The organism is Eubacterium uniforme, from assembly GCF_900167115.1.
In the GTDB taxonomy this organism is placed as follows: domain Bacteria; phylum Bacillota; class Clostridia; order Lachnospirales; family Lachnospiraceae; genus Eubacterium_S; species Eubacterium_S uniforme.
This window is the reverse complement of sequence record NZ_FUXZ01000005.1, coordinates 137,823-164,251: the sequence shown is the minus strand read 5'-3', so window position 1 is coordinate 164,251 and position 26,429 is coordinate 137,823. Positions and strand designations below refer to the sequence as shown.

At 33.8% G+C, this 26,429-nt stretch carries 18 protein-coding genes and 1 other RNA gene; all 19 read right to left on the bottom strand.

Annotated features, from left to right (window positions below; all coding sequences use genetic code 11):
* Positions 1–42 precede the first annotated feature (42 nt).
* A complete protein-coding gene (locus B5D16_RS04925; RefSeq protein WP_078765862.1) occupies positions 43–4,284 on the bottom strand; it encodes a tetratricopeptide repeat protein in 4,242 nt (1,413 codons plus the stop codon).
* A 113-nt stretch (positions 4,285–4,397) separates the two neighbouring features.
* The gene (locus B5D16_RS04920) at positions 4,398–6,245 is read right to left on the bottom strand and encodes an ABC transporter ATP-binding protein (protein ID WP_159444280.1); all 1,848 of its coding nucleotides are present in this window, start codon (positions 6,243–6,245) and stop codon (positions 4,398–4,400) included.
* 102 nt (positions 6,246–6,347) lie between these two features.
* Positions 6,348–6,944, bottom strand: coding sequence for a recombination mediator RecR (gene recR / locus B5D16_RS04915; RefSeq protein WP_078765860.1), 597 nt, complete (start codon positions 6,942–6,944; stop codon positions 6,348–6,350).
* A gap of 2 nt (positions 6,945–6,946) precedes the next feature.
* Complete coding sequence (locus tag B5D16_RS04910; protein ID WP_078765859.1) at positions 6,947–7,312, bottom strand: YbaB/EbfC family nucleoid-associated protein; 366 nt, start codon at positions 7,310–7,312, stop codon at positions 6,947–6,949.
* Positions 7,313–7,334: 22 nt separating this feature from the next.
* Entirely contained in the window at positions 7,335–8,915 is a 1,581-nt protein-coding gene (dnaX, locus tag B5D16_RS04905; protein ID WP_078765858.1) for a DNA polymerase III subunit gamma/tau, read from the bottom strand.
* A 60-nt stretch (positions 8,916–8,975) separates the two neighbouring features.
* On the bottom strand, positions 8,976–10,466 hold the full coding sequence (locus B5D16_RS04900; protein ID WP_078765857.1) for a DUF1846 domain-containing protein: 1,491 nt from the start codon (positions 10,464–10,466) through the stop codon (positions 8,976–8,978).
* A gap of 208 nt (positions 10,467–10,674) precedes the next feature.
* Positions 10,675–10,936, bottom strand: an RNA gene (gene ffs / locus B5D16_RS04895) — signal recognition particle sRNA large type.
* Positions 10,937–11,342: 406 nt separating this feature from the next.
* Positions 11,343–11,810 carry a tRNA adenosine(34) deaminase TadA gene (gene tadA / locus B5D16_RS04890; protein ID WP_078765856.1) on the bottom strand — a complete coding sequence of 156 codons (468 nt, stop codon included), beginning with the start codon at positions 11,808–11,810 and terminating at the stop codon, positions 11,343–11,345.
* Positions 11,791–13,602 carry a glycosyl hydrolase family 18 protein gene (locus B5D16_RS04885; protein WP_078765855.1) on the bottom strand — a complete coding sequence of 604 codons (1,812 nt, stop codon included), beginning with the start codon at positions 13,600–13,602 and terminating at the stop codon, positions 11,791–11,793. Before B5D16_RS04885 ends, tadA begins: the two co-directional genes overlap by 20 nt.
* Positions 13,603–13,637: 35 nt before the next feature.
* Entirely contained in the window at positions 13,638–14,333 is a 696-nt protein-coding gene (locus B5D16_RS04880; RefSeq protein WP_078765854.1) for an adaptor protein MecA, read from the bottom strand.
* Positions 14,334–14,416: 83 nt separating this feature from the next.
* Positions 14,417–15,292, bottom strand: a complete 876-nt coding sequence (locus B5D16_RS04875) for a TrmH family RNA methyltransferase (RefSeq protein ID WP_341465190.1) — start codon at positions 15,290–15,292, stop codon at positions 14,417–14,419.
* Positions 15,255–18,764 (bottom strand): DNA polymerase III subunit alpha, encoded by a 3,510-nt coding sequence (locus B5D16_RS04870; protein WP_078765853.1) that lies wholly within the window; start codon positions 18,762–18,764, stop codon positions 15,255–15,257. The genes B5D16_RS04875 and B5D16_RS04870 overlap by 38 nt, the downstream gene beginning before the upstream one ends.
* 65 nt (positions 18,765–18,829) lie before the next feature.
* Positions 18,830–19,087, bottom strand: a complete 258-nt coding sequence (locus tag B5D16_RS04865) for an HPr family phosphocarrier protein (protein WP_078765852.1) — start codon at positions 19,085–19,087, stop codon at positions 18,830–18,832.
* 17 nt (positions 19,088–19,104) lie between these two features.
* The gene (gene whiA / locus B5D16_RS04860; protein ID WP_078765851.1) at positions 19,105–19,995 is read right to left on the bottom strand and encodes a DNA-binding protein WhiA; all 891 of its coding nucleotides are present in this window, start codon (positions 19,993–19,995) and stop codon (positions 19,105–19,107) included.
* 32 nt (positions 19,996–20,027) lie between these two features.
* Positions 20,028–20,885 carry an RNase adapter RapZ gene (rapZ, locus tag B5D16_RS04855; RefSeq protein WP_078765850.1) on the bottom strand — a complete coding sequence of 286 codons (858 nt, stop codon included), beginning with the start codon at positions 20,883–20,885 and terminating at the stop codon, positions 20,028–20,030.
* 100 nt (positions 20,886–20,985) lie between these two features.
* A complete protein-coding gene (murB, locus tag B5D16_RS04850) occupies positions 20,986–21,891 on the bottom strand; it encodes a UDP-N-acetylmuramate dehydrogenase (RefSeq protein WP_078765849.1) in 906 nt (301 codons plus the stop codon).
* Between the two features lie 34 nt (positions 21,892–21,925).
* On the bottom strand, positions 21,926–22,879 hold the full coding sequence (locus B5D16_RS04845) for an ROK family glucokinase (protein ID WP_078765848.1): 954 nt from the start codon (positions 22,877–22,879) through the stop codon (positions 21,926–21,928).
* A 56-nt stretch (positions 22,880–22,935) separates the two neighbouring features.
* Entirely contained in the window at positions 22,936–23,874 is a 939-nt protein-coding gene (gene hprK / locus B5D16_RS04840; protein WP_078765847.1) for an HPr(Ser) kinase/phosphatase, read from the bottom strand.
* A 443-nt stretch (positions 23,875–24,317) separates the two neighbouring features.
* Positions 24,318–26,351 (bottom strand): excinuclease ABC subunit UvrC, encoded by a 2,034-nt coding sequence (gene uvrC / locus B5D16_RS04835; RefSeq protein ID WP_078765846.1) that lies wholly within the window; start codon positions 26,349–26,351, stop codon positions 24,318–24,320.
* Positions 26,352–26,429 lie beyond the last annotated feature (78 nt).

Sequence of the window (26,429 nt, the reverse complement as noted above, 5' to 3'; positions counted from 1 at the left end):
TATATATTGTTTTTATAGAACTAAATCCTATATAATCACCATTTAATAAAAATCAGCTTCTTTAAGTACATTAAATCCGTCATTTTTGTTTTTGCCAAATACCTTACGCATTAACTTATGAGAAGCCTTTCTCATAACCGAATCCATAATGTCTTCGATATCTTCTTCTGATAAGCCATTTCTAATACCATACTCATCATCAATTCTAGCATAAAGAGCAAGGGTACCTAAATCATCAACAACATAATTATTCTGTTTTGCATAATCCTTAGCATACTTAACCCACTCATTAATATCATAGTCTTTTACAACAATCTGATTATCAAACATCTGATCAAGATCTGGATAATCATCAAGGATCCTATTAAGTGAATCACCTTCATCCTCTAAGACTACAATCATATCATCAGTATAGTACTGCATTGAATCAATAAGTTCTTCAATTGCATATTCATTAAGAAGACCTGCATTTTCAATAATAAGATCACTACCTATAAGCTTCTGCATATACTGTGAAATACCCTTCTTATTGAAAACCTGCGCATTAACCTTGGCAATCTTTCTACCAATGCGCTCACGTCTCTTATTAACAGTTTTTAAAATATCAATTGCAAGTGTTGTCTTACCTGACTTTTCATCACCCATAACAACGATATTACCTGCAGTTGATGCACCATCACTAACATAATCCTCTGTCAAATTAATAATAGTCTTTACTATCTTATTCTGAAGACCAGCCACATTTACAAAGTTAGAGAATAAATCTTCTTCTTCCTTTGAAAGGAATCCTTCATACTGTTCCTCAAGGCCACCCTTCTTAATAGTTCTTTCTTTTCCATGCTGTTCTTCATCAAAAGAAGCACTTTCATATGGATTTGAATCATCCACTTCTTCATCAGCTTCCTCAATTTGTCTTTCTATTTCATCATCATTCAAATCTGTTGGACTCTGTTCATCATGGAAAACTCTATCCTCAACTGTATCTAAAGGCTTATCATTAACTTTCTTGTTTTCAATAGCCTTATTAATATCATCTTCATTAAGATTAATTTCCGCTGTGTCATCAATCTTAGTTCCTGTAAGTTTAATATCTCCTGCTGCCGCTGCCATAGCAAGTCCTGCAGCAAATTCCTTTGCAAAATCCTCTTCAACTTCCTTTGCCTTTTTATCAGCAATTGTATTAACCTTAGGATCAACAACATCTGATAAAGCCATGCCTTTTTCTTCTTCACCATCAAGAGCTTTAAGATCTTCTAATCCTTCTTCATCTTCAAGTTCATCTAAGGCCTGTTCTTCGGATTTAGAATATTCAGATACACTATCAACTTCAGGTTCTTCCTCTGCTTCAACCTTATCTTCTTCAGGTCTTGCAAATGAACTAACCACTTCTGGTTTAATTGTTTCTTGTGTATCTTCTTTAGTTTCTTCTGTATTTATTTCTTTAACTTCATCAAATTCCTCTTCAACTTCTTCATCCGCTTTGGATTTTGCCTTCATTTCGAAATCATCTTCATAATCATCAACAAAGCCATCATCTTCGTCTTTTTCATTTTCATCAAGACTTTCAGAAATATTTAAAGCAAATAATCTGCTAAAGCGAGAAATAAATCCTCTCTTAGGTTCTTCTTTTTCTTCTGTAAAATCATTAAGTTCAACAGGCTCTCCATCCATTGCTTCATCTATTAATGTTTCACCTGCTAAAATACTAGCCACTGAAGATTCATCTTCTAAATCATCTTCTTTTACTTCTTCATTCTTTTCAGGAATCTCTCTCTCAACATCATTTACAGATTTAATAACCTCTATTGGTTTGGTATCCCCTAATGATTTAACATTCTCTACAGGCTTAATATCCTCCACAGGAGCAACTTCCTCAGTTACTGGTTTAGCATCCTCCACAGGAGTTGCTTCCTCAGTTACCGGTTTAATAATATCATCTAAAGGATTTGTATCTTCTGCTGGCTTATCATTTACAACTGTGATAAGTCCAGTCTTTTTATCGATTGTCATAACTCCAACTAAAGCTTCAGTTTCAGGTTTTTCAACCTCGATTTTATCCACTGGGCTTGCTGGTTCTTCAGCAGTAGTCACTGCCTCTTCAACTGACTTTTCTTCTTCAGAAATATCTTTTTCTTCTTCAGCAACTCCTGCAAGTTTATTCTCAGCTGCTTCTCTTGCAGCCTCAGCTTTTTCTTCCTCAAGTTTAGCTAAAGTTTCCTTAACTCTGTTCAAGTCAGCTGTTTCACTAATAATATCCTTTGAAACAACAACTTCAGACATACCTGTAAGAATCTCCTCTGTCATGTCAATTTCAGGAATATTATCAATTATATAATTAGTTCTTTCTAACTTACTATCTTTTTCAGCATCTAAATCAGGCTTGCTATCACTGTTCTTTTCAATAACCAAATCACCTGGTTTAGAAATATTATTAATATTTGAAATATCAGGAATAACTCTTGTTGCACTTAAATCAGCAGTTTTAGCAAGGCTATCACTTTCTGTTATTTCAACTTTTGGTATTTCAACCTTTGGAACCTCAACCTTAGGTGGCTCAACTTTTGGTGCCTCATTCTTTTTCTTGATATCATCAATATTCATTCTTGGCACATACACAGTTGGATTAGGTACACCAAGACTTGGTGCTGAACCTAAAGCATTCACACCTGGAACATTAACTCCAAAGTGAATTCCACCTGTTTTAATATTTGTTTCCTTATGATCTTTCTCAGGTTTAATATCTTCTACAGGTTTTGCTTTCTTCTTGGCAAAACTCTCTGATTCTTCATAATCATCTATAAATCCGTCATCATCAACCAAAGGATTATTATCTTCTACTGTCTCTTTAGCAAATGCTGAAACATCCGTATCCTCTTCATCTACAGATACTTCACTTACATCTACTCCTTCAGTAGTTTCTTCAGCCATAGAACTAATAGCATCATTTTCAAATTCTGCAGCAGCTTTTGCTATCTCTTCTTCAGCTATGGATTGAGCTGCAACAAATGCACTCTCAGCAGCAGCTTCCTCAACAGCCGCCTCAGCGTTATCCATAGTTTTAACAGTAGCATCAACTGTACTAGAAGCTAAAATTCCTCTAGACTCTAAATCTCTTAATACTTCCTCTAAAGATAACTGTCCTGTAAGCTGATTAATGTCTTTTTCCTCATCAGTATATGATGCGAAATCAAGATGCATCTGTCCCTGGATCTGACTATCATCATCATTCATTACTTCTTCAAGATTTCTTGCAAGTTCTCTTTGCATCTTATCTTCATCATATGAGTCATGCATGATTCTCATATCTTCATAAGCAAAAGGCTGATTCTGAGAATATTCTGGTATGTTTCCATTAACCTGATTATTATCATAAGCAAAATCTGTGCCATAATCTACCTGCTCGCTATATTCTGGCTGAGCCTGATAATAATCTTCGCTTTGATCATAACCATTATTAATGGCATGTCTTATATCACCTATTCGCTTAGTAGCATATTCATCCATCAAACCATCCTGATAATACTGTCCGTTCTGGTATGCATTATCAGCTGGGTATGCTACTTCGTTTTCATAATAATCATTATTTGTATAATATCCATCTTCAGCATAGTCAGCTTTTTCATCAATATATCCACGACCTTCATCACCGTATATGTCTCCATATCCAAAACGATCAAATCGTCTATCATATCTCTCCTGCTGACCTCTTGTAAGTGGCTTATACATCTTCTTTAGTTCCATGGCTTTATCAACATATTCGCCTTCATTAAACCATAAACTAATTTCATCACATTGCGCTACACAACTTTCAATGTCTCCTGCTTCATGATAAAGTTTTGCTAATTCATATCCCCATCTTTCATCCATCTCTTCACGATTAAATGCTTCAAGAATTGGGATTAATGAATTTACATCCTTTCCTTTACCCTTTTCAATCTTATACTTTAAGATATACTGAGCATTGTCATGAGGTGCCATATCTACAAAGTCTCTATAAAAATCCTCTGCATCAATATAATCCTTTAGTTTAATGGATAAAACTGATAGTCTGTACGCTAATTGTCTTCCCATAGGAGTACGTTCATAAGCACAAAGTAAAACCTGCTTTGCCTTATCATACTGTCTGTTTGCCTCATATGCATCAGCTACAGTTATAAGCATTGAATTACTCTTAACCTTACTCCAATCTATGGTGTCTGCTATCTTAGCGGCAACCTTATAATCTTTTTTTGCAACCATCTTTTTTATTTGGTCTGATTTAATACCATACTCGTATTTATCCAAAACTATCCACCTCAACAATTATGTCATTTATGTACGCAAAAACACAGAATAATTTTACCATAATACCTAAATCTATTCAACATTTAGAGCGTAAAAAAGGAAAAAATAAGGCATCAGCCCCAATATATTGTTGGAACAGATGCCAATAATTTCTTTGTATATTCTTTTTTAGGATTCTTAAAGATTTCTTCCTTTCTTTCGTATTCCACAACCTTACCCTTATACATAACCATGACCCAGTCACTTATATGCTCAACAACGGATAAATCATGCGAAATAAACAATAAAGAAATACCTCTTTCCTTTTGTATTTTCTTAAGTAAATTTATAATCTGTGCCTGAACTGAAACATCAAGAGCCGATACAGGTTCATCACACACGATAAAATCTGGTTTAACTGCCAATGCCCTTGCAATACAAATCCTTTGTCTTTGTCCACCAGAAAAATCCTTTGGATATCTATCAGCAAGTTCTCTTCTTAAACCACACTCTTCCATTATTCCATAAACATACTCATCAGCCTCTTCTTTTGGAACAATTTTATGTTCTAACACGCCTTCCTTAATTATGTCCAAAACTTTCATTCTAGGCGATAAACTTGAATATGGATCCTGGAATATCATCTGAGCCTTGGTTCTAAAATCTCTTAATTTTTCTTCACGCATTTCATAAACATCCTCACCAGCAAATACAATTTTACCATGAGTAATGTTTTGATAAAGTCTTAAAACACACTTACCTACCGTAGTTTTTCCACAACCTGACTCACCTACAAGTCCAAGGGTTTCACCCTTCTTTACTGAAAAACTAACATTTTTAACAGCCTTAACATAAGACTTTTTTAAACTAAAGATACTCTTTTTAACCTCAAAAGACTTGCTCAAATTTCTAACATCTAAAATCACTTCATCTGATTCATGCTCTGAAAAAACACGTTTATTATTATCAACTAAAACCTCATCATTTATATTCCTACAATATGCATAATGATCTTCATTTAGCATAACTTTTTCAGGATAATTTCCATCACACTTATCACATCTATATTCACATCTATCCTTAAAATAACAGGCATCTTCCATATCTATCGGACTCGGAACATTTCCCTTTATATTATAAAGACTTCCTCTTGGATTTTTTATGTCAGGTTTTGATCTTAATAGGCTCTTTGTATAAGGGTGCTTTGGATTTTTAAAAATCTCCTTCGCGCTTCCCCACTCAACAATCCTGCCACAGTACATAACATAAATATAATCAGCCATTCTTGATACCACACCCAAATCATGCGTAATCATAAGAATACTGCTTTTCTCATCATCCTTAAGATCATTAAGAAGTTCTAAAATTTGAGCCTGTACCGTAACATCTAGGGCTGTTGTAGGTTCATCCGCTATAATAAGTCTTGGCTTTGAAGCAAGAGCCATTGCTATAATAACTCTCTGTCTCATACCACCAGATATTTCATGTGGATACATGTCATATACTCTTAATGGATCATCAATTTTTACCTTTGTCAGCAAATCAATAGTCTTTTCCTTAACTTGAGAAGAACTAATCTCAGCTCTTTCTTGTTCATACAATCTAACCGCTTCATCTAATTGATGTCCAATAGTATAAACTGGATTTAAACTCGTCATAGGTTCCTGAAAAATCATGGAAATATCGCGTCTTCTAAGTTCTCTCATTACAGATTCCTTAGCTTCATCGATATAAACTTCACCCTTTTTGGTATAAAGTTTTATTTTACCATCAGCTATGCGACCTTTCTTTTTATCAAGAAGACCCATAATAGAAAGTGCGGTCACTGATTTACCGCACCCTGATTCACCTACTAAACAAACAGTCTTACCTAAAGGCACTGTTAAATCAATTCCATCAACTGCCTTAAGTATACCTTTGTCTGTATCAAAATATGTTTTTAAATTATTAATTTCAAGAATATTCTTCTTAGAACTACCCATTCTAAGTCTCCTCATTCTATATATCATCTTATCCAGAAATATTAATAGGTTTAAATATAAACTATTTATTCAGCCTGTTAACTAATATACTCAGATAATATATTATAACTCAGTTCTGCCTTCTAAGGCTCTAAGCAATGTTACTTCATCAATATTTTCAAGATCACCACCTACAGGTACACCACTAGCTATTCTGCTTATCTTAATGCCCGTAGGTTTAAGTAACTTACTAATGTACATAGCAGTTGTTTCACCTTCCACACTTGAGTTGGTTGCAATGATAACTTCATCTACATCTTTTTCAAGTCTGACTATTAACTCTTTTAATTTTATATCTTCAGCAAATACACCTGCCATAGGTGAAATAGCACCATGTAAAACATGATATACGCCATCAAACTTACCTGTTTTTTCATACGCTGCTAAGTCTCTTGTGTTCTCTACAACCATAATCACTTTGTGATTTCTATTTGGATTAGCGCATATTGGACAAACCTCACTATCTGATAAAGTGAAGCACTCCTTACAATATCTGACATTCGCTCTTGCTTCTTTAATCGTATCAGCGAGCAAATTCACATCTTCCACATTCATGTTTAATATGTAATACGCAAGTCTTCCTGCAGACTTTGAACCAATACCAGGCAAGTTTGTTAATTGTTCAATTAATTTTGATATATAATTGCTATAATATTCCACTCTTATTTACCAAATAATCCTGATAATCCATCAATGCCATCTAAATATCCTGAGAATTTAGAAGCCTGAGCTGATGAAGCATCATCAGTCATCTTAATAGCTTCATTCATAGCTGCCATAATTAAATCTTCTAACATTTCAACATCATCTGGATCTACTACTTCCTTATCGATTTTAATTGACTTAACTTCCTTAAGTCCTGTAACTGTAACTTCAACAGCGCCACCGCCTGCTTTAGCTGTATATTCTGAGTTAGCCATCTGCTCCTGTGCTTCCATCATCTGCTTCTGCATCTTCTGAGCCTGTTTCATAAGACCACTCATGTTAGTTGGCATACCGCCACCATATCCTGCATTTCTCTTTGACATATCTAATTCCTCCATTTCTTTATTAGTCTTCTTCCTCTAAATCAATATTAAAGGGATTAATCGACCCATAATCTTCACTTTTATTATATACATCAGTCTCCATGATAATGGAAACATGAATTTCTTTTCCAGTATTTTTAGCAAGTGCCTCTTCTAATATTTTATCTTCGCCAGCATTTGCTAACATATCATAAGATGTTGATCCTTCCTTAATTGCAAGAACCAAGGTTCCATTCTTATCAAAATATTTCTTTGTTTTATCTATAAGAACTCTATGAAGTCCTGTAATATTCTTAGAAGCCGTAACTTTCTGCCAATTATCAACGATATATTGTAAATCCTCTGGAACCGGCATTTCAAGCTTACCTTTTAGTTTTTCTTCTTTTTCAGCATCATTAGATTCTTCACTACCACCTGCAGGCTTTTCACCAGAAGTAGCTACATACTCGCCTCTTTCAAGTTTCTTTTCCATATTTTCAATACGATTAAGAAGTGATGTAACATCCTTTTCCATGCTAGGTTTAATAATCTTTATAATTGCAATTTCTAAAAGAACACGCTTACTACTTTGAAATTTCATTGACGCAAGTGTTTCTGATAAAACTTTTATGTATCTCATTATTATTGCTTCATCGAAAAGTTTTGCATCATTTGCCATCTGAGATAATTTTTCATCAGACATATCAACTATCGAAGACATATTATCAGAAACCTTAACTAATAAAAGATTTCTCATATACCATATGAAATCAGACGTAAACTGAGATAAATCTCTTCCTGCCTGTACCATCTCTTCGATGACATTTAAACTACCTGAAACATCCTCATCAACAATAGCACACAAAAGTCTTTCAAACACTTCTGTATCAACTGCGCCTAAAACCTCTAAGACGTTTTCATAAGTTAAATCTTCACCAAGATAAAATGCTATACATCTATCTAGAAGACTTAATGCATCTCTCATTGATCCATCAGCTGCTTTTGCAATATATCTTAAGGCCTTTTCCTCAGCATTAATACCTTCCGCATCCATAAGTTCCTTTAGTCTGTTATATATAACATCAAGACTAATATGCTTAAAATCATATCTCTGACATCTTGACATAATTGTAATTGGAATCTTATGAACTTCTGTTGTAGCTAGAATGAAAATAACATATTCAGGTGGTTCTTCTAACGTTTTTAGAAGTGCATTAAACGCACCTGTTGAAAGCATATGTACCTCATCAATAATATATACTTTGTACTTATCATCCGTTGGTGCATATCTAACTTCTTCATTAATCTGTCTAATATTATCAACACCATTGTTTGAAGCCGCATCCATTTCAATTATGTTAATGCTGCTTCCATCAAGTGCTGCCTTACATCTTTCACACTCTCCACATGGACTTCCATCCACAGGATTTTGGCAATTTACAGCTCTGGCTAAAATCTTAGCCACACTGGTTTTACCCGTACCTCTAGTACCAGTAAAAAGATACGCATGAGCAAATCTACCCGACTTTATTTGATTTTGAAGTGTCGTAACTATATGATCCTGACCTTTAACATCAGCAAATGTCTGTGGTCTGAATTTACGATAAAGCGATAAATATGCCATAGTCATACCTGCCTTTTTGTAGTAAATTTATAAAATACTATTACTTTAATATTCTAAATCTTAGTGTTTATGGAATACTCTTCCATTCTCTTCATACTTTGGTTCACAAGTTAAATTGATACCAAGTTTTTTGAATATCTGAATATCAACTGATGAAAGTAAAACTGTTGAATGAGCATCACAACCTTTAAGAAGTGGTAAATGTTCAAGAGCTTTTCTTGCAACATCGCTATGAGCTGCTGTTGCTGAAAGAGCTGTTAAGATTTCATCAGTATGAAGTCTTGGGTTATTACTTCCAAGATAGTTTGTCTTAAGCATCTGAATAGGCTCGATTGCATCAGGTGAAATAAGTTTCACTTCATCTTCGATGCCAGCTAACATCTTAATTGCATTAAGAAGAGCTGATGAAGCTGCACCAAGTAATTCACTTGTTTTACCTGTAACAATTCTTCCATCAGGAAGTTCAATTGCAGCAGCTGGCTTTCCATCTGTAATCTTTTCTTTCTCTAATGCTGAAACGACAACTGGTCTATCATCAGGTGTAACTCCTGCCTGCTTCATTAATAACTCAAGTTTCATTATATCATTCTTTGTATAACCCTTTGTTTTCTTTTCACAAAGAGCTGCATAATATCTTCTAATAATCTCCTGTTTTGAAGCTATACAACAAGCCTCATCATCAACAATACAATTACCAGCCATGTTTACACCCATGTCTGTAGGTGACTTATATGGACTTTCTCCTGCTATAAGTTCAAACATTGCATTAACTACAGGGAAAATTTCAATATCTCTATTATAGTTAACAGTTGTAACACCATATGCCTCTAAATGGAATGGGTCAATCATGTTAACATCCTGAAGATCAGCTGTTGCTGCTTCATATGCAAGGTTAACAGGATGCTTAAGTGGAATATTCCAAATAGGGAATGTTTCAAATTTAGCATATCCTGCCTTAACTCCTCTTTTATGTTCATGGTAAAGCTGTGAAAGGCATGTTGCCATTTTTCCACTACCTGGTCCTGGTGCTGTGATAACAACAAGTGGTCTTTCAGTCTGAATAAAGTCATTCTTACCATAACCTTCGTCACTTACGATTGACTTTACATCACTTGGATATCCAGGAATCTTGTAATGTCTATATGACTTAATTCCAATAGATTCAAGTTTCTTTTGGAATAATACAGCTGATGGCTGTTCATTAAACTTAGTTAAGCAAACACTACCAACATATAAACCTACTGACTGAAAAGCATCTATAAGTCTTAATACATCTGAATCATAAGTAATACCATAATCCCCACGCATTTTATTATCTTCAATATCTTCTGCGCTAATTACAATTACTATTTCAGCCTGATCCTTTAACTGTAATAACATCTGAAGTTTTGAGTCAGGTTCAAATCCAGGTAATACTCTTGATGCATGAAAATCATCAAACAGTTTTCCACCAAATTCCAAATAAAGCTTATTCCCAAATTTTGAGATACGCTCTCTAATGTGTTCTGACTGCATTTTTAAATATTTGTCGTTATCAAATCCTTTTTTCACTGCCTTTACCTCGTTTACTTATTATTGTGATAAAAATGATTGTCCGGATAAAAACAATCACTGTTTATTATAACACATCTTAGTGTTATTTTGTAAAAAATATTAAAAGAGGTTTAGAAAAATAATTTTTCAAAAACCTCTTTTATACATTACATTTTTCCTATGTAAAACCCACTTTACAAGTTTACATAATTTGTATATTTTTAATCCGTGCATCTTGCTTTGTACTATCTCCATAAGCGTTACCTAGGTAGTCAGCTCAGCAAAGGCAATCTCACATCACACGAAAGGTTCTCCTTAGTGCTGCTTTGTTCCCAACCTGACACGATTCGAAGATTTCCGTTGCGCAAGGACCCTCACGTCAACACCACTTTCCTAGGGCAGCCCTACAGATTTAGCCCGAGGCAAGATATCACCCCTGCTAGAGCGGTTTGCAGGTACAGGGCACCGCTAACTCCCCGGCTGCACGGAAGCTTTATAAACTTTTCAACAACGTTCATAAGTATACGAAATTTCCCGCCTTTTGTCAATATCAACGCGACTTGCAATTTTATATTATCTATCTAGGACTCAGCTCTCGCACGGTGCGGGCTGCCCCTAGCCACACTAAGTTCGAAAGCAATGTGTTTATCATTACCAATTTCCTTTATCTGTATAATACAAATATTATACTATAAATAAAAAAGATGGGATAAATCTGAATGTAAACATTCAATTATCCCATCTTTTCCATTTATATCATAACGCTTCGCGTTATGCAGATAAAGTCAATTGCTAATAACACACTACTTTCTCACTAAGTGTAGAGACCCGCAACGGTCCCATCTAGAGAATATAGAAATTGCAAGTCGCTTACGTATTGATAAAGTGAAATTTCTATTTTTTGCGTAAGCATCGAAAATATTCTGAGAGCATAGTTGAGCATTCTTCGCCTAAAATTCCACTATATGTTTCAACTTGATGGTTGAATTTTGGAACGTGAAGTAAGTCTAGGACAGAGCCTGCGCATCCGGCTTTTGGATTCATAGCTCCCATATATACTTTTTTTATACGTGCCTGTACTATTGCACCTGCACACATCTGACATGGTTCAAGTGTAATGTACATTTCACAGTCATCAAGACGCCAGTCACCTAGCGTCTTGCTTGCTTTTTTTATTGCTATAAGTTCCGCATGAGATAATGTATTTTTATCAGTTATACGTCTATTATATCCACGCGCAACTATTTTATCTTTATATACTATTACGCAACCTATCGGAACCTCGTTTAAGGCTTCTGCTTTTTTGGCCTGCTTAATAGCTTCTTTCATGAATTTTTCTTCTCTACTTGCTAAGTTTTTCATTTATAACCTGCCAAACATCATCTGATTCCATTGAAAGTTTCCAGAATGCAGCACCACCAATATTGTTATTTACAATTAATTCAAGCTTAGCTGTTAATGAATCCATATCTTCCATCCATATCTGAGTTGACTTTCCTGATGCTTCATCTTCATAAAATGCATAATTAACACCAGTCTTTTCATCAAGTTTTAAAGATTTAGATAAATCAGGATCCTGTTCAACCATCTCCTTAGCAGTATCCATACCAACGGCTTTACTCGAAAGAATGAAATCACCATTTACCTTATCTTCTATATATTTTTGTCCTTTTTCAAGATTATTTGCTTCAGTTGGTTCTGCTGCTTTCTTTGTCCAAACTCTTGTATAAAATGGAAGTGCAGCAATTATCTTAGATGCATTCTTACTTCCAACTTCTTCAACTGTATTCTTAATACCATTTTCTACAAAACTCATTGAAGATACAGGACCAGCATCAGTACTTGAACCATTAAATTCATCGTATGCCATTACTACAACATAATCACATACTTCTGCCTGTGCATCTCTTCTATAGTATTTTGACCAATCAGATGGTACATAGGTATCTGCAGAAAGAACAAGTTTATCATTTCTACAACTAACAGATAGTTCTCTTAAGAACTCAATATAGCTATCACTATACTCTTCTTTTATGTACTCAAAGTCCACATTTATACCATCTGCCTTACAATGTTTAACCTGTTTAATTATATTATTAATAAGTCTCTGTCTTGAACTTGTTTTTGAAATAGCCTCATTGACAACATGAGTACCATCTTTAGTCTTAATAAAGTCATCAACTAAAACCCAAACTTCAAGTCCCTTATCATGAGCCTTTTTAACATAATCGGCTGATGCAATACTCTTAAGTTTACCTTTTTTATTCTTAACACTAAGCCATGTTGGAGAAATAACATTAAGGCCCTTAGCCTTACTTACAACTTCATCAAGAGAGCCATTAGCTGCAGATTCTGTAACCTGATGCCATGCAATACTAATCTTCTTATCCTTTGTAAGTGATGTATATTCAGGCAAATCAACCTTACTCTTAGCAGCAATCTCTGTCTTTTCAGAAAGAGAACTCTTCTTAATGAAACCAATTATACCCTCTGTTGTCATAACCTCAGTAAAATCGCCTTCTTCAATACCTGTAAGTAAAACCTGTTCACCAATTTTAGCTTCTGTATAAATATGTGCAGAAACATCTGCTCCATTTCTAATACTGTCAATCTTTTCAACTTTTGCATATGGTAATGGATTAAGAGTACCAACCATACATATTCTATTAGGATTAGTAAATACCTGATAATCTAATCCTGTATATTTTGAAACAAATGCTAAATCAAGATACAAATCATCATTTACTTGGATAGTAATATCATTATCCCAGCTTTCTGACTTTCCGCCTTCTTCATATCCAGCTCCACCAATTGCATGTTTTACAACTGCTGTTGGTGTAGTATATAATATGAAGTTTTCTTCTCTATCCCAATAAAACTTATCTGTAATCTTATTTCTTATAGTTTCATATCTAACATAATATGTATTGTTCTTTAAAAGAGCTCTGTAGTCACTAAGTATACCCGATATTACAACAGCATAATTTTCATCGTTTTCACCAACATGTGAACCATCGCTTTCAACTAAGTTAAATGCCTCATAGATATTTGCTGTTTTTGTACTAGCTATCTTAAATCCTGTCTTTTTCATGTACAATACTGTACAGGCAATTGCTATTAATGCAACGAGTGTGACTATAAATTTCTTATACACGCCCTTAATCCTCCTTGTGTTCCTTTTTACGTATTTTAGAGCTTTGCTAATTGTGTTAAAGCATCACCTTCGATTACTGGTTCAAAATGCTCAAGTATAATACTCTGAGTTAAATCAGAGAATAATGTGTCATCTGCATACTCCGATATAATATCGCAAGAATACTGATAACTTTCAGCATCTTCTAACTCAGCATCTAAAAGTAATACATAATTTCCCTCTATTTCATATAAATCACTAACACCTTTATATATACCATCAACTTGTTTTGCACTAGTTATAAGATTATCTACATTAGAGAACATGAAGATAACTGATTCCTCAAATTCATCTCCCTCATCAGTAGCATCATTATTCTTATAATCTTCAATCTCTTGGAATAAATCATCCATATCTTCAACATTATGAATGTTATTTAAAAGATTATTCTGAAATTTCTTCTGATTCATGGCAACAATCTTCTTCATCTTTTCCATCTCTTCTTCTGTATTAACCTTAGTAATTGTAAACACAATATTATCAGGTATATTAGCAGTAGCCTCAATTATAAGAGGAAAATTATTAGGTTCAAAACCAAATTGCTCATGAGCCTTGTAAATAATCTCCTTGAAGAATTTCGGTGCATTGCCATTACCATTAATGATTTCACCAAGTTTTATCTTATATGTTTCAAATTCTTTTCTGTCAATTGTACATCTTATGGAGTTTTCACTCAATTTTTCTAATTTCATAGTGGATCCCCCTCTCTTTAAAGTATTATTAGAATTATATCAAACTTCTATTTAATGTCAAGCAAGCCAACCTTACGATTTCCTTAACTAAACATTAATATAGATGCTGCTATTGCGGCATTTAAAGACTCAACATTTCCGTACATTGGAATAATAACCAATTCATCCGCTAAAGCTGCAACTTCGTCCGATATGCCATTCGCTTCGTTTCCAATTATAAACCCATACGCGCCATCTTTTTTTACTTCGTTATATAACTTCTTTCCACCTAAGTGAGCAGCATATAACTTAAAGTTTTCCTGTTTAATCTTCTTAATGTCTTCCTTTAAATCTTCACTTTCATAAAAAGGTACTCTTAGGATTGCTCCCATTGTTGATCTAACAACTTTCGGATTGTAAATATCAACACTTTCCTTTGATAATATTATACCACTAACTCCCGCTGCTTCACAGGTCCTAATTATAGTTCCTAAATTTCCTGGATCCCTTAAATCATCGAGAATCATTATTACTTGCTTATCTGGTAATCCATCCTTCTTAACTTTTCTATTTAAAATATCATTAAGTTTATAATGTTTTCTTTTTACAATAGCTAAAATACCCTGTGGCGTTACGGTATCACTAATCTTTTTAAATAAAGCATCCGAAATAACCTTATAAGAAAATCCTAATTCAAATTCACCTTCCTTATTAAACGACTTAACATCAACGATTTTTTTATCTACATTTCCACTTGCAATGTTTTCATAACAAGTTTTTGAAATATAAACCTCTCGTATATCCTCTTTAGGAATTTCAAAAACCATCTTAAGTCCTTCAACAACATAGGAATCTTCCTTCCTTCTGTTCTTTGATTTTTCTAGTAACCCTATTATCTTTTTTATGTCCTTATTTGTTTCGGATGTAATTATTTCCATTCTATTACCTACTTCTTCCATGCTTAAAATAAGCTTTTTCATATGTAACGGCAACGTTTTTCTCTCCAAGGATTGCTTCAAATTCCTCAACTAGATCCTTATTAACATCTACAAGGTATCTTACAGGAAGCATGAATTTTTCCTTTTCTTTTTCTTTATATATAACAACCCTGTCGTTACCATCACTTGTTTTCAACAAATCTTCCATTTCAGTTTTAAGACTATTATAATGTTCATTATCCTTAAACCTTAACCAGATTTTCTTAGGCACCTGATTAAAGTTCATAATATTTGATGCGATTACTCTTGCAGTATCCTCATCCTCAAACTGAATTCGACCTTCTATTAAAACCTTTTCACCTTCAACTAAATTCTCTCTGTTCGGCATATAACTATTAGGGAAAATAATAACTTCAATACTACCATATAAATCCTCTAAATCAGCAAATGCCATTATAGTATTATTCTTAGTTGTCTTAGTTTTAACGTCATTAAGAATTCCACCTATAACCGTGAAATCGCCATCATTAACCTTACATTCACTTGAAATTTCATTACCTTCAGCATCTCTAACAACTTCTCTAATGAAATCCTTTGTACTATTCTTTACATTTTTCTTTAAAAGATCAGTATAATTTTCAAGTGGATGACCACTTACATATATTCCTAATACTTCCTTTTCATATGATAATAATTCTTCCTTATCAAGTTCAGGAACTGGTGGAAGTGGTGTCTTTATACTTTCCTTTATTTCTTCATCACCCATATCAAAAAGGCTCATCTGACCTGCTATGGTTTTCTTCTTTTCTGAAGCCTTATTATCAAAAACAACTGGAAATGCAATAAGCATCTGATTTCTATTAGCAGCAAACGAATCAAATGCTCCTGCCTTAATTAAATTTTCAATAATCTTTTTATTAACACCTTTATCGTATAGACGTTGAGCGAAATCATCCATATCTTTATATGGACCACTTTCCTCACGCTCCTCAACGATTCTGTCAATTACGTTTATTCCGATTCCCTTAATTGCAGAAAGACCATATATAATGTTTCCATCCTTAACAGAGAATCCACTTTCACCAGCATTAATATCTGGTGGAAGTACATTTACTCCCATATCTCTACATTCATATATATAATCAGAAACCTTTGTAGTTTCACCCATTACTGATGTAAGAAGTGCTGCCATATATTCAACTGGGTAATAGTATTTAAGGAATGCTGTTCTCATTGAAACAACCGCATAAGCAGCTGCATGAGATTTATTAAACGCATACTTTGCAAAGTCAATCATAGAATCATAGATTGTATTTGCTACTTTCTCATCAATACCATTCTTTAAACAGCCTTCAACAAATGCTGTTCTCTCAGACTGCATGACATCAACTTTTTTCTTAGACATGGCTCTACGAAGATTATCAGACCTTCCAAGTGAAAATCCACCAAGATCTCTAACAATCTGCATAACCTGTTCCTGATAAACTATACAACCATAGGTTGGTTTCAAAATAGGAACTAACTGTTCACATTCATAGGATATGTGTTCAGGGTCATTTTTACCTGCAAGATACTTTGGAATAAAATCCATAGGGCCTGGTCTGTAAAGTGAAATACCGGCAACTATATCTTCAAAGCTATTAGGCTTAAGTTCCTTCATGAAACTCTTCATACCAGAACTTTCAAGCTGGAACACACCATCACACTTGCCCTGACCAATCATATCGAGAACCTTGCTATCATCTAAATCAATCTTTGAAATATCGATCTTTTTTCCTGTAGTTTTATATATTAAATCAAGTGCATGCTTAATAACTGTTAAGTTTCTAAGAGCTAAGAAGTCCATCTTAAGTAGACCTAACGATTCAATGGTTACTGCTTCAAACTGTGTAGTAATATTACCTTCAGCTCCTCTTGATAATGGAACATAGTCCATAACAGGTGCATTACAAATAACTACGCCTGCAGGATGAATACCTACACTTCGCTGTAATCCTTCAAGTCTCTTACACATATCAATGTATTCTTTAGTTTCTCTGTCACTTTCATACACTTCCCTAAATTCAGGATTTTCTTTAAGTGCCAAATCTATGGTCATCTTAGGAGCTGATGGAACAAGCTTTGCGATCTGATTAACTCTTGTGAGAGGAATCTCTAGCACTCGTCCAACATCCCTTATAACACCTCTTGCTGCCATAGTATTAAAAGTAATAATCTGAGATACCTTTTCTCTTCCATATTTTTGGGTTACATAATCTATAACCTCTGCTCGTCTATCAACACAGAAGTCAATATCCACATCGGGCATGGTTACACGTTCAGGATTTAAAAATCTTTCAAAAATAAGACTATACTTAATAGGATCAATATCCGTTATAAATAAACAATATGAAACAACACTACCTGCTGCCGAACCTCTTCCAGGTCCAACTGGTATGTCATGTTCCTTTGCATAATTAATAAAATCCCAGATTATAAGGAAGTAATCAACAAATCCCATGCTATTGATAGTATCAATTTCATACTTTAATCTGTTCTCTACATCTTCCTTTGTTAAATGTAGTTTTTCAAGGACTTCAGGTGTATATCTTTTCTCAAGTCCTAGTTTACATAAATATTCAAGATAAGATAGTGACGTATACTCTTTTGGTGTATCATATTTTGGTAATTTAGAAACACCAAATTCTATTTCAACATCACATCTATCTGCAATTTTCTTTGTATTCTCCACAGCGGAAAGTGCATATGGGAAAAGCGCTCTCATCTCTTCCTCACTCTTTAAGTAATACTGTCCGCCTTCATATTTCATTCTATCTTCATCACTTACCTTTTTACCTGTCTGAATACAAAGTAAGATATCATGAGCCTTTGCATCCTCAGCTGTAAGGTAATGTGCATCATTCGTACATATAAGTTCAATACCTGTTTCCTCAGAAAGTCTTAGCATATTTGAATTAACAAGTTGCTGTTCAGGTATACCGTGGTCTTGTAATTCCAAAAAGAAATTACCCTTACCAAATATCTTTTCATATCTAAGAGCCGCTTCTTTTCCAGACTCATAATCTCCCCTTGCAAGATTCCTTGAAACCTCACCTGCAAGACACGCACTTGTACATATTAATCCCTCATGGTATTTTTCTAGAGTTTCCATATCCACTCTTGGTTTATAGTAAAATCCATCTATAAATCCAATTGATACTATCTTTGATAAATTTTCATAACCGATGTTATTCTCTGCAAGCAAAATAAGATGATAGTACTTATCATCTTCCTTTTTTAACTCTTTATCAAATCTACTTCCTGGCGCAACATAAACTTCACATCCTATAATTGGCTTGATACCTTCTGCTCTACAAGCTTTATAGAATTCAATTACACCATACATAACACCATGATCTGTTATTGCAATACTATCCATACCTAATTCTTTTGTTTTTTTGACAAGTTCTTTTATCTTATTAGAACCATCAAGTATACTGTACTGCGTATGTACATGTAAATGCGTAAATGCCATATACGGCCTCCTTACAAAAAATAAAACACCTCTCAAACTAAAAGAGGTGTTTTGTATATTTTATATTAATTCTCTTTGCTAAGGAAATCTTCAATCTGCGATAAAGCTTCTTCCTCGTCTTCCCCTTCGCATGTTACACAAACCTGCTGTCCTTTAGATACTCCTAATGTCATCATCCCCATTAAACTTTTTGCGTTTACATGCTTGTTGTCACTAATTACATAGATAACGCTTTTAAACTGACTTGCTACCTGAATAAGTTCTGCAACTGGTCCAACATCATTACCTGAACCGATATTTACAGAAATGTCTTTTGATACCATAATATCCTCCTTATTAGCTATCTGATTTCATCTGCTAGTTCGCTCAATTTCCTAAGTCTGTGATTTACTCCTGACTTACCAATAGGTTTATTAAGCAATCCCCCTAGTTCCACTAAAGATGCATCAGGATACTGTAGCCTTACTTCGGCCATTTCCTTTAACTGAGGCGATAAACTATCAAGTCCTTTCCTAGCCTTAATTAAGTTTATATCATCAATCTGCCTCATTGCACTCTTTACAACCTTCGTAATGTTAGCTGTTTCACAATTAACCTTACGATTTAAATTATTTCTCATATCTTTAATAATTCGTACATTTTCAAATTCCATAAGGGCTTTATGGGCACCCATGACATTTAACGTATCAACTATCAAAGAACCCTCTTTGATATATACCACAAAACGTCTACTTCTTGCAACCTTTTTTGTGCCAATATCAAATTTTTGTAAAATATGCTGTATTTTTTGACATTTTTCATCAGAATTGCACACTATTTCCAAATGATTTGAGTTTTCCGGATTACTTATTGAGCCAGATGCCAAAAATACACCTCTAATATACGCCCTTTCACAGCACGTTTTACTAACATCTGCCTTCTCAATCATCTGAGTTATCTCATATGCTATCTTGCTATCAGTAACAACTAATATATATAATTTTTGACCTTTATTTCCTATGTTTCTTACTAGAATTTCTGGTTTACTTTTAAACCTCTTACTTAAAAGAATACTTATTCTTCTAGCAACATCAATATTTTCAGTCTGTACTTTTATGCTATATCTATCATTTTGAGAGATATGTATACTCCCACACATTGTCATGATTGCAAGTAGTTCTGCATCAACACAATGCAACTTACCTACATTAACTCTCGACAATTCATCCTTTACTTTCCCAGAAAATGACATATTATTCTCCAAATATTCACGTAAATAATTTACTATCTAGCTATATCTCTATGTTCTTTCTTTATTCCATACTCTTCGTTTTTCTTAAGTTCTTCGTATAGTTTGTTCGCTATTGTAACTGATCTATGATGTCCACCTGTACATCCAATTGCAATAACAAGCTGATTTCTACCTTCACTAATATAGTTTGGAATAAGGAAATTAACCATATCTTTTAGTTTACATAAAAATTCTTGTGCAGCTTCCGAATTCATAACGTATTCCTGCACCGCCTCATCCTCACCAGTCTTATTCTTAAGTTCATCAATATAATAAGGATTTGGCATAAATCTTACATCAAAAACAAGATCTGCATCCTGAGGAATACCATGCTTATATCCAAAGGAAATAATTCTCACATATAAATTTTTAAATAAGCCATTATCAATAAATATCTTATCAAGTTCACCACGTAAATCTCTAACTAGTATGTTACTCGTATCAATAATGTAATCTGCTCTTTTCTTTAAAAATGCGAGTTTCTCTCTTTCCTTTCTAATGCCATCCTCAACATTTCCATACTTTGAAAGCGGATGCTTTCTTCTAGATTCCTTGTATCTTTTCAATAAGACATTGTCATTCGCTTCAAGGAATAAAATCTCATAATCCTGTTTCTTTTCATTAAGTATATCAAGTGAATCTGTGAGTTTTGCAAGCATTTCACCACTTCTGATATCAATTCCCATAGCAACTTTTTCAAGATCACTAGTAGGATTGAATGTCAAATCTGCAAATGTATCAATTAGTTTTATAGGCAAATTATCAACACAGAAGAAACCAAAATCTTCCAATATTTTTAATGCGCTACTTTTCCCTGCTCCTGACATTCCAGTAACAATTACAAATCTCATGTTTCACCTCTATTTCTCCTAGTATGAAAATCATACTTAATCAAAAAGTTTGTTAATCATTATCCTAAAGTCATTAAAAAGAGTCTTTCTAACTCAATCTTTATTCTAATATTTTAACTTCTCTTTCTAATTCAACACCACTATCTTCATATACTTTCTTTTGTACATCAGATATTAATTTTAAAACATCTTCACATGTGGCATTGCCAATGTTAATCACAAAACCACTATGTTTTTCCGAAACCTGAGCTCCACCAACGGTGTACCCCTTCAGATTACTATCTTCAATAAGTTTTCCTGCAAAATAACCTTCAGGTCTTTTAAAAGTACTACCTGCACTTGGAAATTCCAAAGGCTGCTTGTCTCGTCTTCTTCCATTAAAGTCACTCATAAGAACCTTGATTTCATCCCTATTACCCTTTTTAAGTTTAATTTTTGCTCCTAAAATAATAAGGCTCTCCTTTGTAGCAAGACTAGTTCTATAGCCAAACTCCATATCCTTATTACTTATTGTTTTCTTATTTCCATCACAATCTAAAACATATACTTCAGTAACCACATCCTTTATCTCTCCACCGTATGCACCTGCATTCATAACAACTGCCCCGCCAAGAGTTCCAGGAATTCCGCTTAATGGTTCAAATCCACTGAGTTCATGTTCTAATGCATATGCAGCAATTCTTGATAAAAGTATTCCGCCCTTAGCAGCAAATGTTTCATCATCAATCTCTTCAATATCAGCATATCCATTTCCGATTTCAATGATAACTCCTCTAAAGCCTTCATCTTTCACCAAAAGATTACTACCATTTCCTATAATGTAAAATCTTACGTTTTCCAGTTTACATAACTTTATCACTTCTGTTATTTCTTTTTCAGAACTAACACTTACGTAAAAGTCTGCATTTCCACCTATTCTAAAGGTAGTATGCTTATGCATGGGTTCATCAAACTTTACATTATCACATATATTTAAAAGTTTGTTTTTAAAATCATTATTATACATAATAAACCTATTAATATATCTAATAATTATTTTATTAGTTATTCTTCTTATCGCAAACTAATGCTGCTGCACCATACATACCAGCATCATTACCAAGTGAAGCAAGTAAAATCTTAGCGTCTCGACTTGCTCTAAACGCTTCTTTCTTATATACATCTTCTACTGCATCAATAAGGATTGAACCTGCCTTACTTACGCCACCACCAATTAAGAATGCTTCTGGATCAACAACACATGAAACATGCGCCATAACCTTACCAAGATACTTTCCTAATATAGCAACTACTTCATTAGCAAGTTTATCACCTTCTTTAGCTGCATCGAAAACATCTTTCGCTGTAAGTGTTTCAATGCTTCTAAGCTTTGAATCTTCTGTTGAACTAGAAAGGATTCTCTTAGCTTCCTTAACAACTCCTGTTGCTGAAGCATACTGTTCAAGACATCCAGCCTTTCCACAGTTACAATAATCTGTTTCATCGTCCTTAACCTGAGCATGTCCGATTTCTCCAGCTGCTCCATTAAAACCTGCTACAATTTTATTATTTATAATAACGCCACCGCCTACGCCAGTACCAAGTGTAATCATAACCATACTAGATAAGCCCTTTCCGCCACCTACCCAGTTTTCACCAAGTGCTGCAACATTAGCGTCATTTGCTGCTTTAACATTAGAGCATTCAAATACTTCTGCCATTCTTTCCTCTATGTTAAACTCGCCCCATCCTAAATTAACACAGCCTAAAACTCTGCCATCATCAGTAACAGGACCTGGTATACCACAGCCATAACCTATAATCTGTCCTTTTGATATACCCTGACTCTCTATTTTATTCTCAATAGACTGAGCAACATCACTTAAAATAAATTCACCATTATTTTCCTTACGTGTTGGAATTTCCCACTTATCAAGAAGAATACCATCTTCTTTAAAGAAACCAACCTTTACTGTTGTTCCGCCTACGTCAATACCAAATAAATATTTATCCATGCTATTCGCCTTCCTTTGTTTTATTTCTCTGCCCGTTTATATAATAACACCGTTTATTATTTACCATTATCCGGCGAGTTATTAATCAAATTCTTTGTAACACGATTATATAATTCCTGAGCCGCATTATAACCCATAAGTTTCTGTCTATGGTTAACAGCTGCGGATTCAACGATAATCGCTATATTTCTACCTGGTCTGATTGGAATTGAATGGCATACAACCTTATTACCTAAAAACTCGATATAATTATCTTCAAGTCCAAATCTGTCATATTCTTTTTCTCTATCCCACTCTTCAAGTTTAATTACCATATCGATTTCCTGTGTTTCTTTAACAGATTCAACACCGAAAAGTGTTTTAACATCGATAATACCAATACCTCTAAGTTCAATAAAGTGTCTTGTAATATCAGGAGCTGTACCGATTAAAGTTTCATCACTTACTCTTCTGATTTCTACCACATCATCAGTAACTAAACGATGACCTCTCTTTATAAGTTCAAGGGCTGTTTCACTCTTACCAATACCACTTTCACCCATAATCAAAACACCTTCACCATAAACGTCTACTAAAACGCCGTGTATTGAAACACATGGTGCAAGTTCTACATTAAGCCATCTAGTAAGTTCATTACTAAACTTACTTGTTTCTTTCTCTGATGATAAAATTGGAATACCATACTGTTTAGCAGTTTCAAGAAGATACTTATCAGGTTCAATATTCTGGCAAATTATAAGACATGGAATTCCACTACTCATAAGCTGCTGATAAATATTCTTTCTTCTTTCTACATCAACGCTATTAAGGTAAGCATTCTCTACATTACCAATAAGCTGTAATCTATCTTTTTCAAAGTGATCAAAGAATCCCGCAAGCTGTAATGCAGGTCTATTGATTTCTGGAATTGTAACATCAACCTTATCTGCATCAATCTCTGGAATCCATTCTTTTAAATTATAATTATCAATTACTTTTGAAAGTCTAATACTCATACCAACTCTCCTTCCTACAATACCCCAATTTTAAATCACACAAAACCACCTTATATTATAGTACATAACCAACATTCATGTCAAAGTATATTGATTTTATTTAGTAAATCCATACGCGCCCAGCAAATTTATATTGTCTATCTAAGACTCAGCTCTCGCACGGTGCGGGCTCCCCCTAGCCACACTAAGTTCGAAAACAGTGTTTTTTATCATTATCAATTTCCTTTATCTGTATAATACAAGTATTATACTACAAATAAAAAAGCTGGGATAAATCTGAATGTAAACCTTCAATTATCCCATCTTTTTCATTTATACCATAACGCTTCGCGTTATGCAGATAAAGTCAATTGCTAATAAAACACAGTTTTCTCACTAAGTGTAGAGACCCGCAACGGTCCCATCTAGAAAATATAGAATTTGCTGGACGCGTATTTATTTCACTATCTAAAAAAATTATAGACTTCTTCAGCGATGGTTTCGGTTATGCCATCAACGGATTTTAGTTCATCAATAGATGCTGCTCGTATACCATCAATATCTCCAAATCGACGCATCAAAGCTTTACGACGTGATGGACCAATGCCTTTTATGTCATCAAGTATTGAATGTACCTGCTTTTTGCCACGAAGGCTCTTATGAAATTCAATAGCAAATCTATGAGCTTCGTCCTGAATTCTTGTTATTAATTTAAATTCTTCTGATGATTTTTTAAGTGGTATTTCTTTGCCTTCATATATAAGACCTCTTGTTGAATGATGATCATCTTTTACCATACCTGATATTGGAATGTTAAGCCCAAGTTTCTTCATGACTCCAAGTGCTATATTTACCTGACCTAAACCACCATCCATCATAATAAGATCTGGGAATCTAGAAAAACTACCATTCTCATAATCCATACCTTTTTCATCAAGTTCAGCTCTTTCCTTTAAGCCATGTTCAAATCTTCTAGTTAGAACTTCTTCAAGGGATTTGTAGTCATTTGCTCCCTTAACCCATTTTATCTTAAACTTTCTATATGCATTTTTCTTTGGCTTTCCATCTTCAAATACAATCATTGAACCTACTGATTCATAGCCACTTGTATTAGAAATATCATATGCCTCAATTCGTTTTGCATAATCTATGTTAAGTATATCAGAAATATTTGTAACCGCATCAACTGTACGTTTCTGTTCACGAACAAGTTTATCCCTATCCTTTGTAAGAACCATAGTTGCATTCTTAAATGCAAGTTCAATCATTTTTTCCTTATCACCTTTTTTAGGTGTAACAATAGAAACCTTGAAACCTGATAAACCTTTTAACCAGCTTTCAAGAACTTCTTTATCATAAACATCATACTGAACATGTAGTTCCCTAGGAATATATGGAGTACCACCATAGTATTGCTTTATGAAACTTGTAATAATCTTTTGTTTCTTGATGATATTTTCACTTGTTAAATCATCATTACTATCAGTTTTTTCATTATTCTCGTTTTCATTATTTTCAGATTTATCAGCATTCTGATTTTCATCTTCCATATATTCATCATTTATGATATTTAAAATATTTAAGAAGAAATGCTCTCTACCAATAAGTTTTCCATCTCTTATGAAAAATACCTGTACAACAGCTTCATCACCTGCAGTTGCACATGCTATAACATCTCTATCATCAAAACTATGACTTGTAATCTTTTGATGTTCCTTTATATGATTAATGCTATTAATTAAATCTCTATATTTAACTGCATCCTCAAACTCCATATTTGCTGAAGCTGCAAGCATCTTATCTTCTAATTCTTTAAGAATTGGTGCCTGATTACCTGAAAGAAAATCTATTAATCTATTAACATTTTTAGCATATTCTTCTTTTGATATCTTACCAACACATGGTGCTTCACATCTTCCAATATGATAATTTAAACAAGCCCTGTCATTAGAATTGTTTTTCCCTGGGAATGTTTTTTCATCATCAATATTCAAAAGATATTTTTCAAAATCAGCTTTTGTATCATATATTTTTTTATTGCATGTTCTTACTTTAAATATTCCAGCAGCGAGTTCAATAGTATCTTTAATTGCCCCCGCACTGGTGAATGGGCCAAAGTATCTGCTCTTATCCTTCCCCATTCTTCTTGAAAATAAAACTCTAGGAAAATCTTCTTCAACGGTTACTTTTATAAAAGGATAACTCTTATCATCCTTAAGCATTGTATTATACTTAGGGCGATGTTTCTTTATAAGATTGCACTCTAAAATAAGAGCCTCTAATTCAGAATCAGTCACTATATATTCAAAGCGACTAATATTCTTAACCATTTGCTCTATCTTACTACTTTTTTTTGTACTTGTTCTAAAGTACTGACGCACTCTGTTTCTTAAACTAATTGCCTTACCAACGTAGATTATATCATCGTGCTTATTATGCATTATGTAAACTCCAGGTTGGTGAGGCAGCTTTTTTAATTCTTCTTCAATGTCAAACATAATTTATCCTTTTATCCCTATGCTTCAATTTACATATATTATCTCATAAAATACAATTACGGGAAATAATTATTTCCC